The sequence below is a fragment of the Streptomyces sp. NPDC033229 genome, from assembly GCF_055576875.1.
In genome coordinates, this window is sequence record NZ_JBVIQR010000002.1 from 1 (window position 1) to 15,422 (window position 15,422).

Consider the following 15,422-nt stretch of genomic DNA (forward strand, 5'->3'; position numbering starts at 1 on the left):
GCCACGGACGGCAGCCGCATGAAAGCCACACCCAGCTCCCCTGGGTGCCACAACCCTACGAATGGCTGGGGCAGACCCAGGAAGAAGGTAGAGCCGCATGACCGACACGATCCACGACAACCCGACCCCCTGGGTCGCCGACCACATCCGTCGCTTCGAGGAGACCGGAGGCCGGAGGCCGCCCCCGCCCCGGCGTGGCCGACCTGCTGCTGACCACCCGGGGCCGCAGGTCCGGCCTGCTGCGCCGCACGGCGCTGGCGTACGTCCGGGACGGGGACGCGTACGTCTCGACCGCCTCCAACGGGGGCGCGGACCACCACCCGGCCTGGTACCTGAACCTGCTGGCCACCCCGGACGTCACCCTCCAGGTCGACGCGGCCGCCTTCCCGGCGACGGCCCGGCCGGCCACGGCGGCCGAGGCGGCCCGGCTGTGGCCGGCGGTGGTGGCCGCGATGCCCTCGTACGCGGCCTACCGCACCGCGACGACCCGGGAGATCCCCCTGGTCCTGGTCACCCCGGCCGGGCGAGCGGGCTGACGGCGGGGAGGCTGGACCGCCAGGACGCCGGGATACCGGGCCGGGGGCCGATACCAGGCCGGAGCCGCGAGAAGGGCACCCGGCCGCACGTGTGCCGTGCCGTGGAAAGCAGTGAGCCCGAGCAGCGACTGCTCGGGCTCACTTCGGTGATGCGGTGATGCGGTGATGCCGGCTAGGGGCTCAGCGTCCGGAGGATCGCCGTCAGGTGGTCGTCCGGGTCGTCCGCGACGAGGACGCCCGAACGGTCGATCCGCCACCACGTCTCGTCCGGCACGAACGGCGCGCACTTCGTCGCGCCGTAGCCGTCCTCGGCCAGTCGGGCCAGTGCCTCCGACAGGCGGGGGACCCGCTCGTCGAAGAACGTGTCCCCGTCACCGGGGACGGAGACCGTGTCCCCGTCGGGCTCGACCGCGATGTGGGTGAGCGAGCCCTCGGTGGAGAACCCCAGCTGTACGTCGCCGTACAGGCAGAAGACCGGGTCATCACTGGCGAGGCCGTCCGGCTCGCCCCAGGCCGCGACGAGGTCGCGGTAGTCGGTGCCGGGGACGGCGGCGCCCAGCTCTCCCGTGCGCATGAAGCGCAGGAGGGCGTTCATCAGGGTCGCTCCTCACTCATCGGTTGCTCACTCGTCGGTTGCCCACTCACGGAGTGGTGAGCTTCTTCAGTGTCTCCACCAGGCGCTCCAGGCCGGGGATCTCATTGCTGAAGCTGTGATTCTCCTTGAGGTACTTCAGCCCCTTCTCGGCCGCCTCCAGGGCCTTCTTCTGGAACGCGGCGTTGCCGAAGCTCCGCTTGGCCGCTGCCAGCGCCTCCTTGCCCGCCTTGCCGGAGAACGTGGACCGGTAGAGGATCTCGCCTGCCTTGTCGGCGGAGACGGAGACCTCACCGGCGCTGCCCTTGCCCGGCAGCTTCACGTGGAAGCCCTTGGCGGCCCAGTCGTTGGCGATGGTGTCGATCTTGCATTCGGCGTTGTGGGCGAGGACCGGGGTCCGGCCCGCGAGCACGTAGTACGTGTGGATGGAATTGACGGTGAGGTTGAAGACCTGCTGCGTCGCCGTCCGCGCGTCGGTGCCCGTGACCTCGACCGTCGCACCGGTCGCGGTGCGCAGTCGGCCGCCCGGCTTGATGTCGCCGGCCTTGACCCAGGCCTGCTTGTCGGCGAGCCAGAAGGGGTGACCCGCGGTCGCGGTGACCGTGCCGGTGGCGTCGCCCTTGTCGCCGTCGGTGTCGACGGTGAGGTTCACCAGCTGCTTCACGCCGTTGCCGACGATGATGCCGTCGACGGGCTGCGATTCGGTGCGGCCCGTCGCGGGGTCGGTCGACAGGACGTTCTCGCCGGTCCGTACGTCCTTGATGGCCTTGACGGAACCGTCGGCCATCAGCACGGGCGTGCCCGGCGTGAAGCTGTTCTTGCAGGCCTTCCGCAGACCGTTGATGAACCCGAGGCCCTTGTCGCCGTACTTGGCGAGCTTGGCGGCCGTGGCGGCCTCACCGGCGATCGGAATGGCGGCCGCGCAGGAGAGGGCGGCGTTGCCGTAGTCGCCTTCGGCCCCGTACCAGGCGCAGTTGACGCCGTTGGCGATGGTGCCGATGCCGGGCACGGCGCCCACGACGTCGAGGGCGAGGTGACCCCAGTCGCCCCAGCCCCAGCCGTCGTCCTCCTTCTCGGCCTGCCGACGGAGCTCCTCCTCGCGCTCCTTGCGCAGCTGCTCCTCGCGGCGGCGGGCCTCGTCCTCGGCGCGCTGCTTGGCGACGGCGACCTCGTAGGCCTCCTCCGCGGCCTTGTTCGCGGCCTCGGAGTCCTTGCCCGCGGCCGTGGCGGAGGCGCGGGCCTCGTCCCTGGCGGCGTAGGCCTCGTCGGCCGACGAGCGCGCCCAGGAGGCGGAGACGGCCGCGCGGGCGGCGGAGGTCTCCGCCTCACGCGCGTCGCGCTTGGCGGCGGCCTCGGCGTCACGGGCGACCTTGGCGGACTTGGCGGCGTCGGCCGCCGAGGCCGCGGCCTGCTTGGCGGAGTTCAGCGCGTCCACCGCGTAGCCCTTGGCCTGCTTGGCGGAGTCCGCGGCCTGCTTGGCCCAGCCGTCGGCTTCCTCGGACGCCTTACGGGCGATGGCCGCGACGCGCGCCGCCTCCGCCGCGTTCTGCTGAGCCGTCGCGGCGACCACGGAGGCCCCGGCGATGAGGCTCTTGACCTCGGCCACGTGGGTGGCGGTGAGCTGGTCCTTGCGCGCGGCCTTGAACTGGCCGTTCTGGATGAACGCGTGCAGCAGCAGCGGCGGCGACTCCAGGGCGACCCGGGCGGCCGCCTTGAGCTCGGCGCCACCGGCACTCATCAGCTGCACGGCCTCGACGCGCTCGTCGGCCTCGCGGGCCGCGTACTGGCCCTCGCCCAGGAACTCGCGCAGCTTCGTCGGCGAGCCGTCCTTCAGCGCCGCCTTGGCCGCCTCCTGGATGCCCCGCTTGCTGTTGTTGGCGATCTGGACCACGCTCACGCGGTAGTCGTCGACCGCCGCCTGGTGCTGTCCGGTGCGCAGGAACTCGCTGATCCTCGCGGCGTCGCCCTTGAGGGCCTCCGCCGCGGCCTTGCGCACGGCCTCCGAGTCGGCCTCGTCGACCAGTCGCTCGACGCGGGCGCGCTCGTCCTGCTGCGCCGCCGTCTTCCAGCCCGAGCGGACGTAGTCACGGACCGCGTCGTCGGGGGCGGCGAGTGCCGCCTCGGCGGCGGTGCGGCTCCAGGGGCCACGGGTCTTCATCGCCAGCAGCGCGACCCGACGGCCCTTCTCGGCCACCTGCTTGGTGTCCGTACCGGGCTTGGCGGCCTCGGTGGCGAGCCGGGTCGCCTCCTCGTCGAGCGCCTTGGCCTCCTTGACGCCCTCGGCGGCCTTGGTCTTGCGCTCGTCGTCGGCGGCCTTGAGGTCCTTGGCCTGCTCGATCGCCCCGGCGGTACGGGACTTGAGCTCCTCGTCCTCGACCTTGCGGGCGATCTCCTGGACCGTACGGGCCTTGTCCACGGCGCCGGACGCCACGTCGGCGGCCTTCTTGGCGGCCGTCGCGTGGGCGGTGGACTCCGAGGCGGCCTTCGCCGCCTCACCGGCGTGCTTCGCGGCCTCCTCGGCGGCTTCCGCCGCCTTCTCCGCGTGCTCGGCCGCCGAGGTGGCGGCGTCGCGCGCCTGGTAGGCGGCGCCCGCGGCCTGCTGGGCGAGCGACTGGGCGGCGTTGGCCGCGCGGGTCGCCTCGCGTGCGTGGCGGCGGGCCGCCGCCGCGGCCGACCTGGCGACGGCGGACTGCGCACCGGCGGCGTCGGCGAAGTTGCCGGCCTCGTCGGCCGCGTCCGCGGCGGCGGTGGCGTTGGCGCCCGCACCGGCGGCGGCTGCCGCCGCCTCACCGGCCTGGGTCGCCGCCTCGCCCGCTGCCACGGCGGCGTCGGCCGCGAGCCGTGCGCCCTTGGCGGCGTTGCGGGCGTCCTCGGCGGCCTTGCGGGCGGCCGAGGCCTGGCCCGCGTCGGTCGCCGCGTTCGCCGCCGCGCCACGTGCGCGCGCCGCGGCCTCGGCGGCACCCGCGGCGGCCTCGGCGGCCTGCGACGCGGCGCTCGCCGCGATGCGGGCCGAGGTGTTGGCCGCGCGGGCCGCGCCGATGGCCTCCTGGGCGGCCTGGGCGGCACCGGTCGCGGCCTCCGCCGCCCGGCCCGCCGCGTTCGCCGCCAGCTTGGAGTCCTTACGGGCCTCCTCGGTCTCCTTGGCCGCCTTCTGGGCGGCTTCCTTGGCCAGCTTCGCGGCCATCACCGCGCGCTCGGAGGCCTCCTTGGCGGCGTCGGTCTCCCGCTTGGCGAGCTTCCCGGCCTCCTTGGCGCGCTCGGCCAGCTGGGCGACGGTGGAGCGCTCCTCGTCCCGGGCGCGGGCCACGTTCTGCCCGACGTCCAGGAACTCCCGGATGTCGTCGATGGAACCGGCGAGGGCGACCTTGGCGGCTTCCTTCGTCGCGGGGCCGCCGGCGCTCATGATCTGCATGAGCCGTACCCGGTCGTCGGCCTCCCGGGCCGGGTACTGGCCCTCGTCGAGGAACCTGCGGACGTCCTCCGGCGTGCCGCCCAGCGCGGCCTTGCCGGCTTCCTGGACACCGCTGCCGCCCGCGCTGACGATCTGCATGACCCGGACCCGCTGGTCCTGCTCCATCGGAGCCTGCCAGCCGCTCCGCAGGAACGTCCGCAGCTCCTCCCGGGTGCCGGCGAGGGCCTGCTTGGCGGCCTCGCGCACCCCTCGGCCGCCCAGGGTGAACACCTGGACGGTGGCCACGCGGTCGTCGTGCAGTTCGGCGAGTTCCTTCTCGCTGTCGAGGAAGCGACGGACATCCGCGTCACTGCCCAACAGGGCCGCTTCCGCAGCCGCCTTGACGCCCGGACCGCCGGTCTTCCACAGGTCGACTATCCGGCCGCGTTCCGTCGCCGGGACGGGGTTGACGATGGTGACGTCACCCGCCGCGTCGGCCGCTGCGGGGCTCGTACCGAGCAATCCCGCGACAAGGGCCAGGGACACCACTGTCAGGCACGCACCGCGCATGCCGGTATTCGCCTGTCTTCTCGCTCTCGCGGAGTAGACACTTCTCTTCACCGAGTCGGCCTTTCCAACGTGCTGTGAGATGCCCATGTATGGGTCGGCTGAGCATAAGCGCTGGTGAGGGGCCGTCAACTGGCTATATATGGAAGGTGAAATTCCGTCTGACGCAACGGACTTGATTATGCGTCGGGGTGGCCGGGTGATACGTTATGAGTGGGCCCTTTATCCAATGCTTATGCGCGGAAATGAAGCCGCGCGCCGATTGCGTGGCTGCTGAAACGGCCGCCATTCGGAAAGGCGTGCCCGGGTAATGGGCCGATGGCGCCCTTCGGGTGCCCGCCGTCGTTCGAGCCTCCTTTCCGCCCGAGTCATATGCCCTCTTTGTCCCGCCTTGCCAGTACCTTGGTGCGCGGCGTCGGAGGCGAAGGGGCACGGCATGGACCGCACGCGGTGGGCAGCGCTGCTGGCCCATCCGGCGCGGGTGCTGGTCGGTGCCTTCGTCGGGGTCATCGCGGTCGGGGCCGGGCTGCTCATGCTGCCCGCGTCGGCCGAGAACGGGCGGGCCACGAGCGCGCTGACCGCCCTGTTCACCGCGACCGGCGCGATGACCGGCGGGCTGTCCGTCGTCGACACCGGCGGACACTGGAGCGCCTTCGGCGAGGTCGTGGTGCTGGGACTGATCCAGCTCGGCGGCTTCGGCATCATGACCCTCGCCTCCCTCCTCGGGCTTCTCGTCTCCGGCAGGCTCCGGCTGGGCCTCCAGCTGACCGCCCAGGCCGAGACGCAGAGCCTCGGCATCGGAGACGTCCGCAAGGTCCTGCGCGGGGTGGCCGTCATCACCGCCGCCGTGGAGCTCACGATCGGCGGCTGGCTGACGCTGCGCTTCCGTTTCGGCCGTGGGCAGCCGATCGGGGAAGCGGCGTACCACGGGCTGTTCCACGCGGTATCGGCGTTCAACAACGCCGGGTTCGGGCTGCGCCCCGACAATCTCGTCGGCCACGCCAAGGACGTCTGGGTCATGCTGCCGATCGCCCTGGCCTGCTTCCTCGGCAGCATCGGCTTCCCGGTGCTCCTCGAAGTGCTGCGCGGCGCCCGCTCGGGCGCCTTTCTCCGGTCCGCCCGACGCTGGTCGCTGCACACCCGGCTCACCCTCCTCACCACCGGCTTCCTGCTGGCCGCCGGAGGCGCCTTCACGTTGCTGCTGGAGTGGGGCAATCCCGGCACCCTCGGGCCGCTGTCCTGGCCCGACAAGCTCACAGGCGGCTTCTTCAACTCCGTCACCGCCCGCACGGCCGGCTTCAACAGCGTCGACGTCGGGGAGATGGAGCCCGCGACCCTGCTCGGCACCACCGTGCTGATGTTCATCGGCGGCGGCAGCGCGAGCACCGCGGGCGGCATCAAGGTCACCACCTTCGCCGTGCTGGCCGCGGCGATCCTCGCCGAGGCGCGCGGCGACTCCGCGGTGGAGGTCATGGGCCGCCGGGTCGCACCCTCGGTCGTGCGTCAGGCGCTGACCGTCGCGCTGCTGGGCGTGGGCGCGGTCATGCTCGCCACCATCGTCCTGCTGACCATCAGCGAGGAGCCGCTGGAAGCCGTCCTCTTCGAGGCCACCTCGGCGTTCGGCACCTGCGGGCTGAGCACGGGCATCACCGGCGACCTGCCGACGGCCGGGCAGCTGATCCTGATCGCGCTGATGTTCCTCGGCCGGCTCGGCCCGATCACCCTCGCTTCCGCGCTCGCGCTGCGCGTGCGCGGCCGCCGTTACCAGCTGCCCGAGGAGCGACCCGTCATTGGCTAGTCACATGGACCGACTGCGCCGCGGCCCGCGCCGCATCCGCCGTACGCACCGGCGGGGCGCCGCCGACGGCCCCGGCGCCGGTGATCTGCGGGTCGCGGTCATCGGGCTGGGACGCTTCGGGATCTCGCTCGGCACCGAACTGATGCGCCGCGGCTGGGACGTTCTGGGCGTGGACTGCGACGCCGCCCTCGTGCAGCGGCTGCGCGACGAGCTGACTCACGCCGCCGCGGCGGACTGCACCGACCCCGAGGCGCTGGCCCAGCTCGGGGTGGCGGAGTTCCCGCGGGCCGTGGTGGGCATCGGCGACGCCCTGGAGGCCAGCGTCCTGGTCACCTCCAACCTCGCCGACGCGGGCGTCCCGCGCATCTGGGCCAAGGCCGTCAGCCGCCAGCACGGCAGGATCCTGGAGCGGGTCGGCGCCCACCATGTGGTGCTGCCCGAACAGGACATGGGGGAGCGGGTGGCTCACCTCGTCACCGGGCGGATGCTCGACTTCATCGAGTTCGACGACGACTACGCCCTGGCCAAGACCGTCGCACCCGCCTGCGCCACCGGTCGGCCGCTCGGTGAGCTCAAGATCCGCTCCACGTACGGGATCACGGTGGTCGGCATCAAGCGGGCCGGCGAGGACTTCACCTACGCCACGGCCGAGACGGTCGTACGGCCCGGGGACATCATCATCGTCACCGGCCGGACGCGGATCGTGGAGACCTTCGCCGAAATGATGTGAGACGCCCTGCCTTCAAGGACGTGCCGGTCCTTTACGGCCCGCGCTCCTCGACCACCGGCGCCTCTCCGAACCGTGCCAGCGCCAGCGCGCCCAGCACCGCCAAGGCGAAGCCCGCCACCGCCAGCGGGGCCAGGCCCGGCCTGGTGCGGTCGCCGAGCCACACCACGCCCACCAGCGCCGGACCGAGCGTCTCCCCGATGACCATGCCGGCGGTGGCCGCCGTCACCGAGCCGCGCTGCAACGCCGACGTCAGCAGCAGGAACGCCGCGCCGCCGCCGAGCAGTACGGCATAGGCGGCGGGGTTGGTGACCAGCGCGCCCGGCGAGACGTCGTCGGCCAGCCGGACCGCGACCTCCACCACCCCGAAGCCGATGCCCGCGCCCAGGCCGAGGGCCGCCGCCCGGGCCCGGCCGGGGAGCCGGCCGGCCGGCGCGCCCATGACCAGCACCCCGGCCGCGACGCCCAGGGTCCCCAGGCGCAGGGCGAGGGAGCCCGTTTCGTCGCCCTCCGCGCCGGAGGCCAGGCCCAGCATCGCCAGGCCCCCGCACACCACGCCCACCGCCGCCCACTCCACGCGGCTGAGCCGCACCCGCAGCACCCGGGAGGCCACCACGGCCGTCACCGCGAGGCTCGCGGCGAGCGCGGCGCCGACGGCGTAGATGGGCAGGTGGCGCAGGGCGAACAGCTCCAGTGCGAAGCCGAGGGCGTCGAGGGCCAGACCCGCCAGATACCGCCACTGGCGCAGCACGCGCATCAGCAGCACCGTGTCCACGCCCGAGCCGCTGCCGGGCGCGACGGCCCGGGCCGCGACGGCCTGGAGGACGGACGCGGTGCCGAAGCAGACCGCCGAACCGAGCGCGCAGATCATCCCCAAAAGCACATACCGACTGTAGAACGCCCTGAGTTCCGATGCCGGGACGCGCCCCTTAGGGTGAACGGACTTCAATCGGTCCGAGTTGACGGGGGTCAGCCACATGGCAGCGAAGGAACGACGACGACTGCGGTCCAGTACGGTCGTCTTGGGCGGAATGGGAGTCCTTGCCACCGCCCTGACCTCCTGCGGCTCCGAACCCGACAGGCGCTGCGTCGACCCGAACAGCTACGACGTCTCGCGCGGCTACAAGGTCGTCGACTCCAAGGCGTGCGGCAAGGGCGGCGGCAGCGGCAGCGGCGGAAGCAGCGGCGGCTCCTCCTCCGGGCGCTGGTACTACGACGGCAGCAAGTCCGGCGGCTTCTCCGACCGCGGCACGTTCAGCAAGAGCCAGGCCGTCGACCGCGGCGGCTTCGGCTGCTCCGGTTCCGGCTCGGGCGGTGGCTGAGCGAGCATGCGCCGCCATCGCACAGAGCCCCGGCCCGGCTGGCAGACCATCGTCGAGGAGCAGGGGCTCGTCTACCCCCTCACCCGCTACCCGGACGGCTCCCTGCGGCCGTACTGGGACGAGAGCGCGTACTACTCCTTCGAGCTGGCGGAGATAGAGGAGCTCGAGGAGGTCGTCGAGGAGCTGCACGGCATGTGCCTGGCCGCCGCCGCGCACATCGTGGACACCGGCCGCTTCGCCGACCTCGGCGTCACCGACCCGCGCCTCGCGGCCCTGATCGCCGAGTCCTGGCGGCGGCGCGCCGAACTGCCGTCCGTCTACGGCCGGTTCGACCTGCGCTACGACGGCGACGGCCCGGCCAAGATGCTGGAGTACAACGCCGACACCCCCACCTCTCTCGTGGAGGCCGCGAGCCCGCAGTGGTTCTGGATGGAGGACCGCTTCCCCGACGCCGACCAGTGGAACTCCCTCCACGAGCGGCTCGTCGACTCCTGGAAGCGCCAGGCCCCCCTGCTGCCGCCCGGCGCGCCGCTGTACTTCGCGCACTCGGCCGACGACGAGCTGGGCGAGGACCTGATGACGGTCGCCTATCTGCGCGAGACGGCCGAACAGGCGGGCCTCGACACCCGGGCCATCTCGATGGAGGACATCGGCTGGGACCGGCTCTCCGGCCGCTTCGTCGACGAGCGGTACGGCTTCGTACGGGCCTGCTTCAAGCTGTACCCGTGGGAGTGGCTGGCCACGGACCGCTTCGGCCCGCACGTCCTGGACACCCTCGACAACGGCGGCGGCACCGGCTCCACGCTGTGGATCGAGCCCGCGTGGAAGATGCTGCTGTCCAACAAGGCCCTGCTCGCGGTGTTGTGGGAGCTGTTCCCCGGCCACCCCAACCTGCTGCCCGCCTACCTCGACGGCCCCCGCGAGCTGGCCCACGGCCGTGGCTACGTCGCCAAGCCGCTGCTGGGCCGTGAGGGCGCGGGCGTCACCGTCCACGAACCGGGCTCCGCCGCGCCCGCCCGCGACGAGGCCTGCTGCTACCAGGAGTTGGCGCCGCTGCCCGACTTCGACGGCAACCGCGTGGTGCTCGGCGCGTGGGTCGTCGAGGACGAGGCGGCGGGGCTCGGCATCCGGGAGTCCTCCGGCCTGGTCACGGACGGCTACGCGCGCTTCCTGCCCCACGTGATCCTCTGACCGCCTCTCGCCTGACCGGCGGGCCTTCGACTGCCGGCCACTGTGCCGCTTCTCGCCTGACCGGCGGATCTCGACTATGGCCCGCGTGGCCGCCTGCGGCGGCGGGCGCCCTGCGGGCGCGTCCTCAAACGCCGGACGGGCTTGATGTGGCTGAGCTCAGCCGATAACAGCCCGTCCGGCGCTTGAGGACACCGCCGCGCAGCGGTGGTGCGCCCCATGATCCGCCGGACACAGCGGACGTCAGAACAGCTGCTGCTGCCCCCGCGTCGGCGGCTCGTCCGGGTCGAAGAGCCGGGGGGCCGTCGACAGCAGGGGCGCGGACTTCCGCGACCCCGGGCAGGAGATGAGCTCGAACGAGGAACGGCGGCCCGGCGGATCGTGCCGCGCGAAGCGACCGCCGACGACGGCGATCTCACGGGCACAGACGGGACATGTACGGCGGGGAGAGGACATGACACCAGTGTGACGCAGCGCGGCGGGACCACCGGCGCTCCGGACGGGCGTCAGAACGACTCCGTCGGTACGTGGGTGCCCCAGACCTCGCGGAGCGCGCCGCACACCTCGCCGATCGTCGCCCGTGCGCGCAGGGCATCCTTCATCGGGTAGAGGACGTTGTCCGTGCCCTGTGCCGCGCGCTTGAGGTCCGACAGCGCGGACTCGACCGCCCGGCCGTCGCGTCCGGCGCGCAGCTCCGCCAGGCGCCGGGCCTGGCGGGCCTCGATCTCCGGGTCCACGCGGAGCGGCTCGTAGGGGTCCTCCTCCGCGAGCTGGAAGCGGTTGACGCCCACGACCACGCGCTCGCCGCTGTCGGTCTCCCGGGCGATGCGATAGGCGTTGCGCTCGATCTCGCCCTTCTGGAAGCCCTGCTCGATGGCGGCGACGGCGCCGCCGAGGTCCTCGACGCGGGTCATCAGGTCGAGCGCGGCCCGCTCCACGTCGTCGGTCAGCGATTCGACCGCGTACGAGCCCGCGAAGGGGTCGACCGTCGCCGTGACGTCGGTCTCGTGGGAGAGGACCTGCTGGGTGCGCAGGGCGAGGCGGGCGGACTTGTCGGTGGGCAGGGCGATGGCCTCGTCGAAGGAGTTCGTGTGCAGCGACTGCGTGCCGCCCAGGACGGCGGCGAGGCCCTGGACGGCCACCCGCACCAGATTCAGCTCGGGCTGCTGCGCGGTCAGCTGCACCCCCGCCGTCTGGGTGTGGAAGCGCAGCATCAGCGACTTGGGGTCGCGCGCGCCGAACTCCTCGCGCATCACCCGCGCCCAGATCCGCCGGGCCGCCCGGAACTTCGCGACCTCCTCCAACAGCGTCGTCCGGGAGACGAAGAAGAAGCTCAGCCGCGGGCCGAAGTCGTCGACGTTCATGCCCGCCGCCACGGCCGTACGGACGTACTCGATGCCGTCGGCCAGGGTGAAGGCGATCTCCTGCGCGGGCGAGGCTCCCGCCTCGGCCATGTGGTAGCCGGAGATCGAGATCGTGTTCCACCGGGGGATCTCGGCACCGCAGTACCGGAAGATGTCCGCGGTCAGCCGCAGCGACGGCTTGGGCGGGAAGATGTACGTCCCGCGCGCGATGTACTCCTTGAGGACGTCGTTCTGGATGGTGCCGTTCAGCCGCCGGGCCGGGACGCCTTGTTCCTCGCCGACGAGTTGGTAGAGCAGCAGGAGCAGGGCCGCCGGGGCGTTGATGGTCATCGACGTGGAGACCTTGTCGAGCGGGATGCCGTCGAACAGCGTCCGCATGTCCTCCACGGAGTCGATCGCGACGCCGACCTTGCCGACCTCACCGCTCGCGAGGGGCGCGTCCGAGTCGTGGCCCATCTGGGTGGGCAGGTCGAAGGCGACCGACAGGCCCGTCGTGCCGTGGTCGATGAGCTGCCGGTAGCGGGCGTTGGACTCGGCGGCCGTGCCGAAGCCCGCGTACTGCCGCATGGTCCAGGGGCGGCCGGTGTACATCGTCGGGTAGACGCCGCGGGTATAGGGGAACGCGCCGGGCTCGCCCAGCTTCTCGGCGGGGTCCCAGCCGTCGAGCGCTCCCGGCCCGTAGACCGGCTCGACGGGCAGTCCCGACTCGTTCGTCCACGTGCCGTCCGACTCGCGTGCCATGTGTTCACGCCTCCCGCCGCCGTCACCGGCAACCACCAGAGCCTGTGCAACGCGACTGTAGCGGCGGGGGAGCGGGCGGGGGCGGGGGCGCGCACGGGCACCCCGCCCGGGGAGGGAGGGGGGCGCGGGCAGGGCCGGGGGAAGAGCCCCGCCCGCGCCGGGTGCGCAGAGCCGGCTGTTGGGGGAACTCCAGCTCATGCGCGGCCGATGACCAGTCGGCCCACTCCCTTCTGCGTCACCGGGTCGAAAAACGTCACACCGAACGTCACACCGTCGGAAGAATCCGGCGAATCCGCGGCAGCGGAGTGCGGTCAGCGGGCCAGGATGTCGAGCACCGGCGTCGCCGCGGTGGGTGCCGGGAGCGCCGGCGGCAGAGGCACCGGCAGCGTCGGCGGCCGGGTGTGCGAGCCGCTGCGCGAGTGCGGAACGGGCCGTGAGGTGCGGTGGGCCTCGTCCCAGTCGGGGACGGTGCCGCTCTTGAGGATCCGCTGGCACAGGGCGCGCAACTGGGCCGCGCCGCCCTCGGCGCGCTCCAGGGTGCGGACCTCGTCCTCGTCGACGCGCTGACGGGCCAGCAGCAGGCGGCAGACCCGGGCGTAGGCCTTGGGGTCCTGCTTGGCGTTGCCGCCCTTGCCGGTCCCGGCGCGGTCGTCGTCCGGTCCGGTCGTGGCCGAGGGGCTCCTACCGGGGCCGTCGTCCTTGCCGTCCCGCCCGGTGGCCGAGCCGTGGCCCGGCGTCGCGGAGCCGGACGCCGAGGGTCTCTCGCCCGGTCGCCGGGTGCCGGTGGCGCCGGGCGAGGGCGTGGCGCCGTGATCGTCGATGCCGGGCGCGAGGGTGCGCGTGTCACGGTCCTCGGCCGCCGACACGCTGGTGGCGGGCGCCGGTGCGCTGCCCGCGCTCCCGAAGGGGCCCGGCAGCACGCCCGTTCCGGCGGCGACCGCGACCCCGCCGAGCGCGCACCCGGCCAGGGCCAGCGCCAGCGCGCCCTTGACGGGGCGGCGCAGGAACGACCGGGTCCGGGCAGGGGTGGCGAGCCGCACGACAGGCTCGTCGTTATCCGCGGCGGCCCCCGACGCACCGCCGCGCACCGAGCGCAGCGACGCCCGTGCGCCCGGGGCGCCTTCGGCCCGGGCCGCGCGGAACGCGGCGAGCGCCGCCTCCTCGCCGGGCAGCGGCCCGTCGGCCCCGGCTTCCGGCAGCACCGGGGGCCGCAGGTCGGCGAGGCTCGCGGCCAGCCGCTCGGCGACGGGGCGGGTGTCTTTGTCCAGAGCTGCGGAGTCGACCGTTCCGCCGCGCAGCATTCGCTCCACGGCATCGTCATCCAGCCAGTCGTACCGGTGGTCGTCCGCCATCACATGTCCTTCTGCGTCCGCGGCCGCAATTGCGTCACACCCGCAGAACCGCCTGCTCCGGGAGAGGACTGCCGCTGTCCGGGGATCTGGTCGGCCGACTGCGGGCCGGGACCGGCAGTGACCAGCTCGGCCAGCCGCCGCAGGCCCCGGTGCGCGGCGGTGCGCACCGCGCCGGGGCGCTTGCCGAGCACGCCCGCCGCGCTCTTCGCGTCGAGTCCGACGACGACGCGCAGCACGACGGCCTCGGCCTGGTCCTGCGGGAGCTGGGCGATCAGGGCGAGGGTGCGGCCGGTGCCGAGGGACTCCAGGGCCTCGCCCGCGGTGTCCGCGTCGGCGGGGCGGCCCGCGAGCTCGCTCTCGTCGCCGCCGACGGCCGGGCGCCGTCCGCGCATCCGGATGTGGTCGAGCGCGCGGTTGCGGGCGATCCGGGCCGCCCAGCCGCGGAAGCGGTCGGCGTCCCCGGAGAACCGGGCGAGGTCCCGGGCTATCTGCAACCACGCCTCGGACGCCACGTCCTCGGCGTCCGCGTCACCGACGAGCGATCGCACGTATCCGAGCAGCCGCGGGTGCACGGACCGGTAGACGGTACGGAATGCCGTCTCGTCCCCGTCCTGCGCCGCACGCACCGCGACGGTCAGCTCAGCGTCGTCCCCCTGCACGCCTTCATCCTGCCCCACTGGTGGAAACCGAACTTCAGTAGCCCGCCGGACCGCTGCCGAAAGGATTCTGCGCAGGGCCGCCGGGGCCGTACGGGGAACCAGGCTGCGGACCGGGCTGTGCGGGCGGGTAACCGGGGAATCCGGGCTGCGGAGCGCCGACGGGCGGGTAACCGGGCTGCGCGAAACCGGCCTGCGGATATCCGTTCGGAGGGAACCCGGCAGGCGGCCCGGCCAGCGCGCGCTGCTCCTGCATCTTCGTCAGCTGCCCCACGAGCAGCGCCGCGAGCACCGCGGCGGCGAGGAGCAGCAGCCGGGAGAAGATGGTGAAGGAGGCGCCCGTCATCAGGGTGTGGATGTCGCCCTCGACATCGGAGGCGTCGTAGCCCCGGGCCCGGATCTTCGCCGAGGCGACCGAGTAGGTGGTCGACCCCATGAGGCTGAACGCCATGGCCGCCGTCCACAGCGTCCACCAGGAGTTGAGCAGCCCCTTGCGGACGTTCTGCGGGCCCGCCGGGGAGCTCGCCCGGTAGATGTCGTTGGCGATCTGCTTGGGGAACCACAGGTTGACGACCGGCGTGAACCACGCGCCCACCGCCCAGCCGGAGGTGAACCGGTGCGTGCCCGGCGCGAAGTACTCCGCGTTGAGCCGGGCCCGCCGGAACCAGATCACCCAGAGCACCGCCGTGGCGGCCATCACCAGGAGATACACGAAGTCCATGCCGACGGCGAAGGCCTCCGCGTCGTCGAGCTCGCGCCCGGCCGACAGCGACAGTCCCGAGTCGAGGAAGTCCTGCATCGCCGCCCGGTGCTTGCCGCGCGCCCCGATGACCAGCATCAGCATCGGCACGTTCAGCCACAGAAGCACGGTCAGCGCGATCCGCACCCCCCGGCGCAGGTCCACGCCGCCGACGGGCAGCGCCCCGGCGTACGGGTACGGCGGGGCCGGCATGCCCATCGGCTGCGGTGCCTGCTGATAGGAGCCGCACGCCGCGCAGCGGCCGTCCGGGCCCACGGCGACAGCGCGGCAGTGACCGCACGGATACATCTTCTTCAGCCCCCAGGGGATGTGGCCGTGACCCCGGCCACCGGGAAAAGTCAGTGACGATCGCGCCCACCAGGCGCGGAAAAGGGCACGTTACGGGCTGGGGCCCGGCCGCGTCCACACCACCCCCGTCTCCACGGCGC

The 15,422-nt window shown here is 73.1% G+C and carries 12 protein-coding genes and 1 pseudogene; 5 read left to right on the forward strand and 8 right to left on the reverse strand.

Annotated elements, in window-relative coordinates:
• Positions 1-185: 185 nt before the first annotated feature.
• Positions 186-536: pseudogene (locus ACZ53N_RS01900) on the forward strand (nitroreductase/quinone reductase family protein); the annotation flags it as partial.
• Positions 537-708: 172 nt separating this feature from the next.
• Here ACZ53N_RS01900 and ACZ53N_RS01905 read toward each other — a convergent pair.
• Both ACZ53N_RS01905 and ACZ53N_RS01910 read right to left on the reverse strand, forming a co-directional pair.
• The gene (locus tag ACZ53N_RS01905) at positions 709-1,131 is read right to left on the reverse strand and encodes a hypothetical protein (RefSeq protein ID WP_469139037.1); all 423 of its coding nucleotides are present in this window, start codon (positions 1,129-1,131) and stop codon (positions 709-711) included.
• Between the two features lie 46 nt (positions 1,132-1,177).
• On the reverse strand, positions 1,178-5,089 hold the full coding sequence (locus ACZ53N_RS01910) for a polymorphic toxin-type HINT domain-containing protein (RefSeq protein ID WP_469139038.1): 3,912 nt from the start codon (positions 5,087-5,089) through the stop codon (positions 1,178-1,180).
• 433 nt (positions 5,090-5,522) lie between these two features.
• Between ACZ53N_RS01910 and ACZ53N_RS01915 the strand changes: the two genes are divergently transcribed.
• Complete coding sequence (locus ACZ53N_RS01915; RefSeq protein ID WP_469139039.1) at positions 5,523-6,884, forward strand: TrkH family potassium uptake protein; 1,362 nt, start codon at positions 5,523-5,525, stop codon at positions 6,882-6,884.
• A gap of 4 nt (positions 6,885-6,888) precedes the next feature.
• The gene (locus tag ACZ53N_RS01920; protein WP_469139040.1) at positions 6,889-7,614 is read left to right on the forward strand and encodes a potassium channel family protein; all 726 of its coding nucleotides are present in this window, start codon (positions 6,889-6,891) and stop codon (positions 7,612-7,614) included.
• 31 nt (positions 7,615-7,645) lie between these two features.
• Here ACZ53N_RS01920 and ACZ53N_RS01925 read toward each other — a convergent pair whose 3' ends face one another.
• The gene (locus tag ACZ53N_RS01925) at positions 7,646-8,482 is read right to left on the reverse strand and encodes a DMT family protein (protein WP_469139355.1); all 837 of its coding nucleotides are present in this window, start codon (positions 8,480-8,482) and stop codon (positions 7,646-7,648) included.
• Positions 8,483-8,588: 106 nt separating this feature from the next.
• Here ACZ53N_RS01925 and ACZ53N_RS01930 point away from each other — a divergent pair, with 106 nt between their 5' ends.
• The gene (locus ACZ53N_RS01930; protein ID WP_469139041.1) at positions 8,589-8,933 is read left to right on the forward strand and encodes a hypothetical protein; all 345 of its coding nucleotides are present in this window, start codon (positions 8,589-8,591) and stop codon (positions 8,931-8,933) included.
• 6 nt (positions 8,934-8,939) lie between these two features.
• Positions 8,940-10,124, forward strand: a complete 1,185-nt coding sequence (locus tag ACZ53N_RS01935) for a glutathionylspermidine synthase family protein (protein WP_469139042.1) — start codon at positions 8,940-8,942, stop codon at positions 10,122-10,124.
• Positions 10,125-10,364: 240 nt separating this feature from the next.
• On the opposite strand, the gene ACZ53N_RS01940 is transcribed toward ACZ53N_RS01935, so the two are convergent.
• The 5 genes from ACZ53N_RS01940 to ACZ53N_RS01960 form a co-directional block, all read right to left on the reverse strand.
• Positions 10,365-10,577: a hypothetical protein gene (locus ACZ53N_RS01940; RefSeq protein ID WP_362217905.1), complete on the reverse strand. Its 213-nt coding sequence runs from the start codon at positions 10,575-10,577 to the stop codon at positions 10,365-10,367.
• Between the two features lie 50 nt (positions 10,578-10,627).
• Positions 10,628-12,226, reverse strand: coding sequence for an acyl-CoA mutase large subunit family protein (locus tag ACZ53N_RS01945; protein ID WP_469139043.1), 1,599 nt, complete (start codon positions 12,224-12,226; stop codon positions 10,628-10,630).
• A gap of 311 nt (positions 12,227-12,537) precedes the next feature.
• Positions 12,538-13,578, reverse strand: a complete 1,041-nt coding sequence (locus ACZ53N_RS01950) for a hypothetical protein (RefSeq protein WP_469139044.1) — start codon at positions 13,576-13,578, stop codon at positions 12,538-12,540.
• Positions 13,578-14,237, reverse strand: coding sequence for an RNA polymerase sigma factor (locus ACZ53N_RS01955; protein WP_469139045.1), 660 nt, complete (start codon positions 14,235-14,237; stop codon positions 13,578-13,580). Before ACZ53N_RS01955 ends, ACZ53N_RS01950 begins: the two co-directional genes overlap by 1 nt.
• A gap of 34 nt (positions 14,238-14,271) precedes the next feature.
• A complete protein-coding gene (locus ACZ53N_RS01960; RefSeq protein ID WP_469139046.1) occupies positions 14,272-15,249 on the reverse strand; it encodes a DUF4328 domain-containing protein in 978 nt (325 codons plus the stop codon).
• Positions 15,250-15,422: the final 173 nt, after the last annotated feature.

Bases quoted from the DNA above. Each gene is read 5' to 3' on its own strand.
- ACZ53N_RS01920 (WP_469139040.1), top strand. From the start codon at position 6,889: ATGGACCGACTGCGCCGCGGCCCGCGCCGCATCCGCCGTACGCACCGG.
- ACZ53N_RS01945 (WP_469139043.1), bottom strand. From the start codon at position 12,226: ATGGCACGCGAGTCGGACGGCACGTGGACGAACGAGTCGGGACTGCCC.
- ACZ53N_RS01935 (WP_469139042.1), top strand. From the start codon at position 8,940: ATGCGCCGCCATCGCACAGAGCCCCGGCCCGGCTGGCAGACCATCGTC.
- ACZ53N_RS01930 (WP_469139041.1), top strand. From the start codon at position 8,589: ATGGCAGCGAAGGAACGACGACGACTGCGGTCCAGTACGGTCGTCTTG.
- ACZ53N_RS01910 (WP_469139038.1), bottom strand. From the start codon at position 5,089: ATGCGCGGTGCGTGCCTGACAGTGGTGTCCCTGGCCCTTGTCGCGGGA.
- ACZ53N_RS01925 (WP_469139355.1), bottom strand. From the start codon at position 8,482: ATGATCTGCGCGCTCGGTTCGGCGGTCTGCTTCGGCACCGCGTCCGTC.
- ACZ53N_RS01915 (WP_469139039.1), top strand. From the start codon at position 5,523: ATGGACCGCACGCGGTGGGCAGCGCTGCTGGCCCATCCGGCGCGGGTG.
- ACZ53N_RS01940 (WP_362217905.1), bottom strand. From the start codon at position 10,577: ATGTCCTCTCCCCGCCGTACATGTCCCGTCTGTGCCCGTGAGATCGCC.
- ACZ53N_RS01905 (WP_469139037.1), bottom strand. From the start codon at position 1,131: ATGAACGCCCTCCTGCGCTTCATGCGCACGGGAGAGCTGGGCGCCGCC.
- ACZ53N_RS01950 (WP_469139044.1), bottom strand. From the start codon at position 13,578: ATGGCGGACGACCACCGGTACGACTGGCTGGATGACGATGCCGTGGAG.